The organism is Enterococcus sp. 3H8_DIV0648 (genome assembly GCF_002140655.1).
Lineage (GTDB): Bacteria > Bacillota > Bacilli > Lactobacillales > Enterococcaceae > Enterococcus_A > Enterococcus_A hulanensis.
Genome location: NZ_NGLG01000001.1, coordinates 889,588 through 902,094 on the forward strand (window position 1 = coordinate 889,588; position 12,507 = coordinate 902,094).

General features: G+C 38.4%; 10 protein-coding genes. 7 read left to right on the forward strand and 3 right to left on the reverse strand.

The window, feature by feature from the left end; translation table 11 throughout:
• The first annotated feature begins 236 nt into the window (after positions 1–236).
• Genes A5875_RS04130 through araA form a run of 3 tightly spaced genes read left to right on the forward strand, consistent with a single transcriptional unit; the run spans position 237 to position 3,957 of the window.
• On the forward strand, positions 237–1,802 hold the full coding sequence (locus A5875_RS04130; RefSeq protein ID WP_088934628.1) for a xylulokinase: 1,566 nt from the start codon (positions 237–239) through the stop codon (positions 1,800–1,802).
• Positions 1,803–1,817: 15 nt separating this feature from the next.
• Positions 1,818–2,516: an L-ribulose-5-phosphate 4-epimerase gene (locus A5875_RS04135; protein WP_088932432.1), complete on the forward strand. Its 699-nt coding sequence runs from the start codon at positions 1,818–1,820 to the stop codon at positions 2,514–2,516.
• 16 nt (positions 2,517–2,532) lie between these two features.
• The gene (araA, locus tag A5875_RS04140; RefSeq protein ID WP_088932433.1) at positions 2,533–3,957 is read left to right on the forward strand and encodes an L-arabinose isomerase; all 1,425 of its coding nucleotides are present in this window, start codon (positions 2,533–2,535) and stop codon (positions 3,955–3,957) included.
• 193 nt (positions 3,958–4,150) lie between these two features.
• On the opposite strand, the gene A5875_RS04145 is transcribed toward araA, so the two are convergent.
• Genes A5875_RS04145 through A5875_RS04155 form a run of 3 tightly spaced genes read right to left on the reverse strand, consistent with a single transcriptional unit; the run spans position 4,151 to position 8,070 of the window.
• The gene (locus A5875_RS04145; protein WP_088932434.1) at positions 4,151–5,686 is read right to left on the reverse strand and encodes a response regulator; all 1,536 of its coding nucleotides are present in this window, start codon (positions 5,684–5,686) and stop codon (positions 4,151–4,153) included.
• Entirely contained in the window at positions 5,679–7,121 is a 1,443-nt protein-coding gene (locus A5875_RS04150) for a sensor histidine kinase (protein WP_088932435.1), read from the reverse strand. Before A5875_RS04150 ends, A5875_RS04145 begins: the two co-directional genes overlap by 8 nt.
• Positions 7,122–7,131: 10 nt before the next feature.
• A complete protein-coding gene (locus A5875_RS04155) occupies positions 7,132–8,070 on the reverse strand; it encodes an ABC transporter substrate-binding protein (protein WP_422851536.1) in 939 nt (312 codons plus the stop codon).
• 249 nt (positions 8,071–8,319) lie between these two features.
• On the opposite strand from A5875_RS04155, the gene chvE reads away from it, so the two are divergent.
• From chvE to A5875_RS04175, 4 genes are all read left to right on the forward strand, one after another.
• Complete coding sequence (chvE, locus tag A5875_RS04160) at positions 8,320–9,408, forward strand: multiple monosaccharide ABC transporter substrate-binding protein (protein WP_088932436.1); 1,089 nt, start codon at positions 8,320–8,322, stop codon at positions 9,406–9,408.
• Positions 9,409–9,477: 69 nt separating this feature from the next.
• Positions 9,478–11,010, forward strand: coding sequence for a multiple monosaccharide ABC transporter ATP-binding protein (mmsA, locus tag A5875_RS04165; protein ID WP_088932437.1), 1,533 nt, complete (start codon positions 9,478–9,480; stop codon positions 11,008–11,010).
• Positions 11,010–12,215 (forward strand): multiple monosaccharide ABC transporter permease, encoded by a 1,206-nt coding sequence (gene mmsB, locus A5875_RS04170; protein WP_088932438.1) that lies wholly within the window; start codon positions 11,010–11,012, stop codon positions 12,213–12,215. Before mmsA ends, mmsB begins: the two co-directional genes overlap by 1 nt.
• Positions 12,216–12,229: 14 nt before the next feature.
• On the forward strand, positions 12,230–12,507 hold a 278-nt coding region (locus A5875_RS04175; RefSeq protein ID WP_088932439.1), incomplete at its 3' end, for a PTS sugar transporter subunit IIB.

The window sequence follows — 12,507 nt, forward strand, 5'->3', positions numbered from 1 at the left end:
AGTAGAAAGGGATTCGGTAAAAAAGCTTTAAAAACTAAATAAATTAGACCTATAGCTTGTTCACTTGCTGAGCAAGTTTTTTTGCTCTTCGAAAAACTTATTATTTGTACGAACAAATTTAAATAAAAATATTGACATGTACGTACATAAATTATAGAATGACCTTGTTAGTAAAGACAAAGGAGGAGGTTCCCATCAAGACGAAAGAAATAGTCGCGAAGACAAAACTGGATATTATGGACGGAAAGACAGCTCTAGGAATAGAATTCGGTTCTACCAGAATTAAGGCGGTTTTGATTGGTTCTGAAATGACCCCGATAGCAGCAGGAAGCTACGATTGGGAAAACAGGCTTGAAGATGGCATTTGGACGTATTCATTAGAAGAGATTTGGAAGGGCTTACGCGTCAGCTACCGTAAGATGGCGACAGAAGTTTTTGAAGAATATGGGGAGACATTGACATCGATTGGGGCGATTGGTTTTAGTGCGATGATGCATGGCTACATGGCCTTTGATGATCAAGATGAATTATTAGTACCCTTCAGAACTTGGCGAAATTCAATTACTGGCGAGGCAGAAAAGGTGTTGACCAAAGCTTTTCAGTACAATATTCCGCAACGCTGGAGTATTGCTCATTTGTATCAAGCAATTTTAAACCATGAGGATCATGTGGGTAGAATCCAGTTTTTTACAACTTTAGCAGGTTATATTCATTGGCAGTTGACCGGACAAAAAGTTCTGGGAGTCGGAGACGCTTCTGGAATGTTTCCGATTGATATCCACACTAAAAACTATGATCAACAGATGATTGCCACATTTTCAGAGCTGGCGAAAAAAGAAGGATTCATTCAAGACCTCAATCAACTTTTGCCTAAGGTACTTTTGGCTGGTGAGTCCGCTGGAAGTTTAACGAAAGAGGGGGCGTATCTCTTAGATCCTACAGGAACCTTACAGGAAGGGATTCCTTTGTGTCCACCTGAAGGAGATGCTGGCACAGGGATGGTTGCGACGAACAGTGTTCGTCAAAAAACAGGAAATGTTTCTGCTGGAACCTCTGCTTTTGCCATGATCGTCCTGGAGGAACAACTAAAAGAGGTGCATCCAGAGATTGATCTTGTGACGACACCGATGGGTGACTTAGTAGCAATGGTTCACACAAATAATTGTTCTTCGGAAATCAACGCTTGGGTCAACCTGTTTAAGGAGTTTTCGCAAACATTAGGTCTAGACATCAGTAATGACAAGCTTTATAACACTTTGTTTGAAAAGGCTTTAGAAGCAGATCCTGATTGTGGTGGAATGTTGTCCTATGGTTATTACTCAGGTGAGAATATTACTGGGATGAATGAAGGTAGACCATTATTTGTCCGTACACCTGAAAGTAAGTTCAGTTTAGCCAATTTCATGCGTTTACACCTTTCCAGTGCTTTTGGTGCGATGCGCATTGGGATGGAAATCCTTAAAAAAGAAAAGATTCACATCGATAAGCTAGTGGGTCATGGTGGAATCTTCAAGACACCAGAGGTTGGACAGCGAATTTTAGCGGCAGCGATGGAAGCCCCAGTCACAGTTATGGAAACGGCTGGTGAAGGTGGTGCTTGGGGAATTGCTTTATTGGCTGCATTTGTCAATAAAGAAAGTAATGTGCCGTTGGAAGAGTTTTTGGATAAGCAAGTGTTCACCGACAGTGTGGGACAAACGATTTCACCAAACCAAGCCGATGTTACTGGCTACAATCAGTTTATTGATCGGTATCAGAAAGGATTGCCGATTGAACAAGCAGCAATCGATGGATTGAAATAAGGGAGAGATTCTTAAATGTTGGAGCAATTAAAAGAAGAGGTATTTCAAGCAAATTTAGAGCTTCCAAGACAAGGTTTGATCAAATATACATGGGGGAATGTCAGTGCCTTTGATCCAGAAACAGGTTACTTTGTTATTAAACCCAGCGGTGTGAGTTATGAAGGAATGAGATCCTCTGATATGGTTGTCGTTGATTTAGAGAATAATGTAATCGAAGGAGAGTTGAATCCGTCCTCAGACACACCGACGCATGCGGTTTTGTATAAAAAATTCCCTGAAATTGGTGGAATCTGCCACACACATTCGACTTGGGCAACAATTTGGGCACAAGCAGGTTTGGATCTTCCAGCGATGGGGACAACCCATGCGGATACTTTTTATGGCACAGTTCCATGCGCAAGATTCTTGACTCAAAAAGAGATAGATGATGGCTATGAACACGAAACAGGCAATGTGATTATTGAAACGTTTAAGAAAAGAGCAATAGATGTCATGGAGGTTCCGGGAGTACTCTTACATGGTCATGGACCTTTTACTTGGGGCAAGGATGCGAAGAGCGCGGTCATGAATGCAGTCGTTTTAGACGAAGTCGCTAAAATGAATCTATTCGCACGCCAATTAAATAGTTTTGCTGAAGAATTACCACAACGAGTTTTGGATAAACATTATTTAAGAAAACATGGAAAAAATGCTTATTACGGGCAAGGAAAATAGGAAGGAAGCGAGCACGATGTTAGAAATCAGTAAAAAGGAATTTTGGTTTGTCGTAGGTTCACAACATTTATATGGAGAAGAAGCACTAAAAAGTGTAAAGACGGATGCTGAAGCGATTGTCAAAGGTTTGAATGAAAGTGGAAAAATGCGCTATCCAATCATTTTAAAGGAATTAGCGGTAACTTCTGATACGATCACTAAAATCATGAAGGAAGTTAACTATCGAGATGAGGTTGCAGGAGTCATTACTTGGATGCATACCTTCTCGCCAGCGAAAATGTGGATTCGTGGAACGAAATTATTGCAAAAGCCGTTGTTACATTTAGCGACGCAGTTCAATGAAAGTATTCCATGGGAAACCATTGATATGGATTTTATGAATTTAAATCAGTCGGCACACGGAGATCGTGAATATGGGTTTATCAATGCACGACTAAAAAAACAAAATCAAATCGTTGTAGGCTATTGGCAAACAGAGAGTGTGCAAAGACAAATTGCTGAGTGGATGGATGTAGCTGTTGCTTATAATGAAAGCTTCAACATCAAAGTTGCTCGTTTTGGGGACAATATGCGTAATGTTGCTGTAACGGAAGGGGATAAAGTTGAAGCACAGATTCAATTTGGCTGGGTTGTCGATTACTTTGGGATCGGAGACCTTGTTCAATATGTCGATGCAGTTGAGGATGCCGAGGTTGATGCGCTTTTTGCAGAGTATAAAGAATTATATGACTTTGATTATGGAGATTATGATCATGACACTTGGGAAGCCCATGTAAAAGTTCAAGCAAAACAGGAAATCGGTATTCGTCGTTTCTTAGAAGCTGGTGACTACAATGCTTTTACCTCAAACTTTGAGGATTTGTATGATATGCAACAATTACCTGGTTTAGCAGTTCAACGATTGATGGCAGAAGGTTATGGATTCGCGGGAGAAGGCGATTGGAAAACAGCGGCACTAGATCGTTTAATGAAGGTAATGGCTCATAATCAAAATACTGGCTTTATGGAAGATTACACGTATGAACTAGCAGCAGGAAAAGAAGCAATCTTACAATCACACATGATGGAGGTTGATCCTACCTTAGCAGTAAATAAACCAAAAATCGTAGTTTCACCTCTATCCATGGGAGATCGTGAAGACCCAGCTCGTTTAGTTTTTGATGGAAAAGCTGGAGACGGAGTTGTCGTATCAATGGCTGATTTTGGTACCCACTATAAGTTATTGATCAATGAAGTGGAAGCCTTCGAACCAACAGAAGAGGCTCCAAACTTGCCTGTGGCACGTGTTCTTTGGAAAGTGAAACCAAACTTCCACGAAGGTGTAGGAGCATGGATAAGAACTGGCGGGGGACACCATACTGTTGTCTCATTGAATTTAACAACCGAACAAATCATTACCTGGGCAAAACTAGTTGATTTGGAGTACGTAACAATTAAATAAAATATAAATGAAATCAAGTTATCTCTATTAAAAAGTGAATATCTATCGATTCATTAGTCTAAAGGACAGATGAATACCATTAAACAGCTAAACAGAAATCGAAGCCATAAAAATTCGATCTTTGCTTAGCTGTTTTTTCAATGATAAAAAAATCCTTTTGTGCTTAATTATATAAGAAAATTATACGACATAGCTATTTCATCAGACTTTTCCGGAATTCTTTTGGCGAGATAGTTTCTTTGCGTTTGAAGATATAGCTAAAATAATTTGGATCATTGTAACCAATTTCGATCGCAATCGCTGATAATTTCCAATCTGTATCCCTCAGCAAGCGTTTTGCTTCTGTTAACCGCTGCTCAGTTAAGTATTCTACAAATGTTTTGCCTAAAGCCTGAGAGAAAATAGTACTGAAATGCGAGCTGCTTAAGTTTACGTGATTAGCCACATCGCCTAGGGAAAGTTCTGGTTCTGTATAATGTTGTCTAATAAAAGTCACTGAGCGTTCCAATAATTCTCGATATTGACTCATTGTTTCGTTAATCACAGTTGCCTTCAAAAAAGGTACTAACTGATTTAGATAGTTACGAAATAAGACAATATCTGAAAGTATTGCTGGAAGTTCAGCAGGAGAAGCGATAGGAAATTTTGTTTTTTCTTTCTGATTCTTCTCTTGTGCTCGTTGATTTAAGTCATTTAGTAATAACAAACGATAAAGCAACGGACTCTCACTTTTTTCCGTCTGTTCGATCAGTTCATTTGTTAGATTAGGCGTCTCTTTTAAACTGATTTGTTCGAGTCGTTTACTTAACTGAAATTCTAGTGCAAAATTGGAATATTGATTATCAAAATTTTGATAATGGAGAATCGGATTGTCTGATTGAATGGTCGAATACTCTAGCATGTTGTATGCAGTTCTGTAGCTATTTTGAATATCGCTGATTCGTTCTACGGGATTTCCGATAGCAATAGCCAATTTTGAATCGCTAGTTGTAAGGATAGAAAAAAGTGTCGAGGCTGTTTGATCGGCTGTTTTGAGTAACTCCTGTTTATTTCCTGCAAAGAGTAAAAGTTTGATAAATCGAGATGACAGACAGGAGAAAAGAATTGATTCATCAGTATCATACAATTCAGCTAGTTTACCTCGAAAGAGCTTGTAATCATCAAAATTTTTGTTTTCATGATTTGCGATCAGAATAACAATGAACTGCTTTCCGGCAATTTGACGTTTCAAACGGCGAGCCTCCTCAATCGCTTGAGCTGTTCCCAATTGATTTTCAAATAAGGAATTTAAAAATAAATTCTTTTGAACATCCTGAGAGTATGAATCGTCGGGGGAGGATTGCTTTTTCTGTTCCAATCTATTAATTACACTTTTTAGACTGCCTTCTAATTCTTGAGTCTTGATTGGTTTTAAAAGATATTCAACAACCTGCAAATGAATTGCTGCTTTTGCATACTCAAATTCATCAAACCCGCTGATAAAAATGATTTGAATATCAGGTAGAGCTTCTTTAACCTCTTGAGAAAGCTCAATCCCATTCATAAATGGCATGCGAATATCTGTTAATAGTATATCTGGTCGTTCCTTTAGTATCATGGATAAGGCAACTTCACCATCGCTGGCTTCTCCGACCATTTCAATGGGGAGTTGTTTAGATAATTGGATTAAATTTCGTTTTAGTGATTCACGAATCAAATGTTCATCTTCAACAATAAAAACTTTATACATTTTTGAAATTCCCTTCTGTGGTAGTTGGAATAATGACATGAACAGTCGTGCCTTTTTCAGGTATACTGTTTAGTTCGATTTTCGCATTACTTCCGTAATAAAGTAATAAACGTTTATTTACATTGAATAAACCATATCCCTCACCGAAGTCAGTTGAGAGGCCATCTCTTAATTCTCTGTTGATCTCCTCTAATTTTTCCGGCAAAATTCCTTTTCCGTTATCGATAATAAAAAAGTGGACATACCCTTCATCAAGGTACGCTTGTAGTACTATTTTTCCGGTTCTTCGAACTAGCTTGGTTCCGTGATAAACAGCGTTTTCAATTAATGGCTGCAAGATCATCTTAAGCATGAAAAATTTTTCTATTTTGGGTTCGACCTCTATAGAATAGGTTAAAGCATCACCATAACGGATTTGCAGAATAATCAGATAATCAGTGATATGTCTAATTTCTTTTTCAATAGGAATCCAGTCTTGACCTTGACTCAGGGAAATCCGAAAGAAGTCAGATAAGGCATACGTCATTTCCTTGACCTTTTCAACATCCCCCATTTCTGCCAATACTAAAATAGCATCGAGACTATTATAAATAAAATGCGGAGTGATTTGAGCTTGCAACACACGAACTTCGCTTTGCGCTAGGTTATACTGTTTTAACGCGTTTTCTTCGAGAAGTACAACAAGATTATCGGCCATTTCATTCATGCTGTTAATAAGAGTTTGTAATTCATTATCAGGCAAACGTTTAATACGATAGTTTAGTTTCCCATCCGAAAGAGCTTCGGCCATTTTAATCATTTCTTCCATGGGTTGCTGGATTTGTGTGTTCATACGTTTGTTAGTATTTCTAGTAAACCAAATGATAATACCGACGATCGCAATTTCAATGACAGATAGGATGAGGATCGACTTTCGGACCTCCACACTATTATCTGTTGCAGATTCAATCTCAACGTTTACGAAATCTTGAAGAATTTCATGAACGAGTTTGGTAGCAGATTGGACATGCGTCATCAAAGTTTGATTGTTGTTGAAGGGAGCATCCTTTTCAATATTCTCGATAATTTTTTCCAAATAATTAGCTACATTATCTAAAGACCGCAACACGATATTCAGAGTAGCACGTTCCTTGGCATTGAGTGTATTTTTTTTGATTTGACTAATTTCTTTTCGTATTTTTGTTACGTTGTTACTGTTTCTATAATCATCTGGCGTGATTTGACCATACGTTAAACCCCAGGCTTCTTCAATAATTGATTCTTCGACGCTGCTTGAGATACGGTTCGCTTCAGAGATGTTTTGAACACTTTTTTCATACGCAAATAAGTATCGAGTGTAAATCAATACGCTGATGACCAAGGGTACAATAGCTAGTGCTAACATTAACCAACTAACCCGTTGCAGGAGGGAGCGGATACTGGATTGTTTTATCATGATTAACCTCCTAATAGTTTCTTGGGGGAATAGTCGAAAAGTCATTATGGTCTGAAAAAACTGTATCAGAAACATAGATATCCTCAGGAATCGTCGCTTTTTCGAAATACCTTTTGACCGTGTTAGCTACTAGGTTCCCCATAAAAGGGTTGCATTCTACTACGCAATTGACCTGTCGCTTCTTCAATAAATCGATCATTTCTTTTTGTGCGTCAATACTGACAATCACATACTTATTTTCTACTTGATGCTCTTTTAGTGCCTCTAATGCTCCTAAAGTCATTTCATCATTGTGAGAATAGATCACATCGATGCTTTCAAGTTTACCCTCATCAATCGCTTGAGAAAAGACTTCTTTCGCCTTTAATCGGATAAAATCACCAGTAATAGACTGAGTGATTTTTACTCTTGGATCACGCCCAACTGTCTCTGTAAAACCGTCATGCCTTAGGCGAGTGGGAGAGGTGTTCTCCGTGCCCTTGATCTCAAAGACATTGATAGAATCTTGTTCCTTTCTTTGGAAGTGGTTGGTGACATAAAGACCAGCACGACCGCCTTGGGCTTTAAAGCTTGAACCGATATGAGTTAAGTAAAGATCCTTTCTATCGGTTGTAATATTCCGATCAACAATGATTACGGGGATTTTTGCCTGTTTAGCCTCCTCTAGGATAGGTTCCCAACCATTTTCCTCAATAGGAGAAAGAACGATCAAGTCAACCTGATAGGCGATAAAGGTCATTACGTCCTGGATCTGCTGTTTTGGATCAGAGAAGCTGTTGCGATACATGACCTGATAATTTTGTTTATTTAGTTCATCGTTAATGGATTTATTTTGGGCTTTTCGCCAACTGCTCTCTGTTCCTGCTTGTGAGAAACCAATGGTGATTTCCTTTTCCTTTTTTTCAGCAGATTTGTTACTACAACCAGTTATAAAAAAACAAAAAATCAAGCATAAAGAAAGTATTCTTTTTTTCAAATCGTCACCTCCATGTATTCTATTATAAAACGTTAACATCATTAAGTTTAACACGTATGTTTAATCCGGAAAAAATCAAAGATATATCGAAAGAAATCCAAGAAAAGTGATAAATAACAAATTATTCAAAGCGAATTTCAAGGAAGGTAAAAGAATATCCAATGAAAGCGGTTGCTATAAAAGGTAAACTAGGTTTATCAAATAAGTTTTGGAGGGAAAAGCATGAAGTTAGGTTTCAAGAAATTAGTTGTAGCTGGGTTAGCGTTGCTGACACTTTCCACATTAGCTGCTTGTGGCAAAGGAAGTGCTTCTGGAGGAGATAAAGGTTATGTCGGTGTATCCATGCCGACAAAATCAGCGGAACGTTGGATCGCTGATGGAAACAACATTGTGAAACAATTAAAGAAAAAAGGCTACAAGACAGATTTACAGTATGGCGAAGATAAGGTTGAAAATCAGGTAGCACAAATTGAAAACATGATTACCAAAGGTGTGGACACGTTAGTTATTGCTTCCATTGATGGTTCGGCCCTAACGGATGTATTGGAAAAAGCACATCAGCAAGATATCAAAGTAATTGCATATGATCGATTACTAATGAATTCAAAATATGTTGATTATTATGCAACCTTCGATAATTTTGGGGTAGGAGTACTGCAGGCTTCTTATATTGAGGATAAGCTAGGTCTTAAAGATGGTGATGGTCCTTATAATATTGAGTTATTTGGCGGTTCACCAGATGATAATAATGCATTAATTAATTACAACGGTGTAATGTCAGTCTTTAAACCATATTTTGACAGCAAACAATTGATTGTACCTTCTGGGCAAACGAAATTTAACCAAATTGCGACATTACGTTGGGATGGATCAACTGCACAATCACGGATGGACAATCTGTTAAGCGCGAACTATACCGATAAGAAGTTAGATGCTGTGTTATCTCCTTATGATCCAATCAGTCTTGGAATTATTTCTTCTTTAAAAGGGGTAGGTTATGGCTCTGGCGATAAACCATTGCCAGTAATTACTGGACAAGATGCAACGGTTGCTGGAGTTAAGTCAATCATTGCAGGTGATCAAACACAGACAATCTTCAAAGATACAAGAATTTTAGCTGATAACACTGTAGAAATGATTGAAGCAATTCATGATGACAAGAAGGTTCCAGTCAATGATAAGGAAACTTATGATAATGGTGAAAAAGTTGTACCTACTTATTTAGCAAAACCAGTTTCAGTTGATAAAGAAAACTACAAACAAGAACTGATTGATACTAAATACTACAAGGAAAAAGATTTAAGCGAATAAATGATTGGAAGAAAAGCACCCGCTCGTTAGGTGCTTTTCTCCTACATCATATTAAGGAAGTGGATAAATGTGGCTGACTATATTCTAGAAATGAAAAATATCATTAAAGAATTTTCTGGTGTTCGTGCGCTAAGTGATGTAAATTTGCAGATTAAGCGAGGCGAGATCCATGCTCTTTGTGGAGAAAATGGTGCTGGGAAATCAACATTAATGAATGTTTTAAGCGGGTTATTTCCATATGGAAATTATGGTGGAGACATTGTTTATGATGGAGAGACATGCCAGTTTAAGGGATTACGTGATAGCGAAGAAAAGGGCATAGTTATTATTCATCAAGAGCTGGCTTTAAGTCCATATCTTTCGATCAAAGAAAACATCTTCTTGGGCAATGAACAGACCAAACACGGAATTATTGATTGGAACTTAACTGAACGGAAAACGGAAAATTTATTAAAAACGGTTGGATTGAAAATCGATCCGAACACTCAAGTATCACAGATTGGCGTCGGACATCAGCAATTAGTGGAAATCGCGAAAGCTTTCTCAAAAAATGTTCGCTTGTTGATTTTGGACGAACCAACCGCGGCATTGAATGAGGAAGAGAGTGCGAATCTTCTAGAATTAATCAAAGAATTCAGCAATCAGGGGATTACCTCCATTATCATTTCACATAAATTGAATGAGATTGTCGAAGTAGCTGATCGTATAACGATTTTACGAGATGGTCAGACGATTGAAACATTGGAAAATGAAGATATCAATGAAGAGCGAATTATTAAAGGAATGGTCGGACGTGATCTGACGAATCGTTATCCTGCACGACACCCAAATATTGGAGATATTTCTTTTGAAGTGAAGGATTGGACAGTCCATCATGCGATTGATACGTCACGAGTCATGAATGATCATATCAATTTTAACATCCGTCGAGGAGAAATCGTTGGTATTGCAGGTTTGATGGGTGCAGGCAGAACAGAATTTGCTATGAGTGTCTTTGGTAAATCTTACGGGACAAACATTAGTGGACAAATTTATAAAGATGGTCAAGAGATCAAAATCAAAGATGTCTCACAGGCGATCCAGCATGGCTTAGCATATGTTTCAGAAGACCGAAAAGCATTAGGACTGAACTTATTGATGGATATCCGAGAAAATACAACGATTGCCAGCTTGAATAGAATCAGTCAGAACGGGGTGCTAGATAAGGAACAGGAAGTTACCGAAGCAGAAAAATATCGAAAAATGATGCATACAAAAGCCAATACGGTGTTTCAAAACGTTGGTAGTTTAAGTGGTGGAAACCAGCAAAAAGTCGTTTTAGCAAAATGGCTCATGACAGAGCCCGATGTGCTGTTTCTAGATGAACCTACTCGAGGGATCGATGTTGGAGCGAAGTATGAGATCTATACAATCATTGAAGAAATGGCTGCGCAAGGAAAATGTGTGTGCATTATCTCTTCAGAGCTCCCTGAAATTATCGGAATGTGTGATCGCATCTATACGATGAACGAGGGAAGAATGACCGGCGAAGTCATGCGAGCAGATGCCAGTCAGGAGACGTTGATGAACTTGATGACAATGGAAGAGGAGGCTGTATCCTAATGGAGAACGCTACAAAAGAGAGTAAGGAAAAAAATTCTTGGAATGTTAAAGAGAAATTATTAGATATTTTTAGTAAATATAGTATGGTGATTATTTTAATTGCCTTATTGATTGCCTTTCAGTTAATGACTGGTGGTATTTTTCTACGACCGTTAAATATCACAAATATTGTTTTGCAAAATAGTCATATTTTAGTTCTAGCAGCTGGAATGCTATTAGTTGTTCTTTTAGGTTTTGTCGATCTATCTGTTGGATCAGTTATGGCTTTTGTGGGTGCAATCGCGGGAATGTTGATGGTTAATAACCATGTTAGTCCTTGGCTCGCAGTTCCTATTTGCTTGGCAATGGGAGCGTTGATTGGAGCTTGGCAAGGTTTCTGGGTTGCCTATGTAGGAATTCCAGCATTTATTGTGACCTTGGCAGGGTTGCTGATGTTCCGTGGATTGACTCAGGTTGTATTAGGCGGACAATCGCTGGCACCATTTCCAACAGCTTTCCAAAAAATATCTACAGGATACTTACCAGAAGTTTTGGTTTCATCATCAGGAATGCATCTATTAACTCTAATTTTAGGAGTTGTTCTAGCACTAGGTTTGGTATTCTTTCAATGGAAAGCTAGAGAAAAACGGAAAAAGAATTTGTTCGAAGTACCATCAATGAACGCCTTCATAATGAAAGCGGTATTAACAGTGGCTATCGTTTTAGTCTTAAGTTATATTTTCGCAGCTTACCAAGGTTTTCCAATTATTCTAATTATCTTAGGTGTGATTGTTGGTGTTTACGGTTTTCTAACTAATAGTACCGTAGCTGGTCGTCAAATCTATGCGACTGGTGGAAATCTTAAGGCTGCACAGCTATCCGGTATCAAAACTAAGAAGATCACTTTTTGGGTATTTGTCAATATGGGAATGATGGCAGCTCTAGCTGGCTTGATTTTAGCAGCACGTTTAAATGCGGCAACTCCTCAAGCGGGAACTTCATTAGAGCTAGATGCTATGGCTTCTGTGTACTTTGGCGGCGCCTCAACTTCTGGCGGGATCGGAACAATCACTGGCGCTATCGTCGGAGGTTTGGTAATGGGTGTTTTGAATAACGGGATGTCTATTCTAGGAGTCGGTGTCGATTGGCAACAAGCGATCAAAGGTCTGATTTTACTACTAGCAGTAGTACTTGATATTTATAACAAGAAACGGAAAGTAGCTTAAGGAGGAAAGATGAGATGTCTGAAGAAAAAAGGATTCTACTCATTTGTACTGCGGGGATTACTTCCGGATTGCTGGTGAAGAATATTCAAAGCGCAGCAGATGAGCAAGAAATTCCGATTCATGTTTACTCAGCTCCAGCAATCGTTGCAGAACAAGCAATTCAAAATCAAAAAATCGATGGTTTGATGATTGGTCCTCAGTCAGAGTATGAGGTGAACCGCTTAAGGGACTTTCTGAATTATAAAGCTGTCTCCTACAAAATGATTAAAAAAGAAGATTATGAAACATTGGA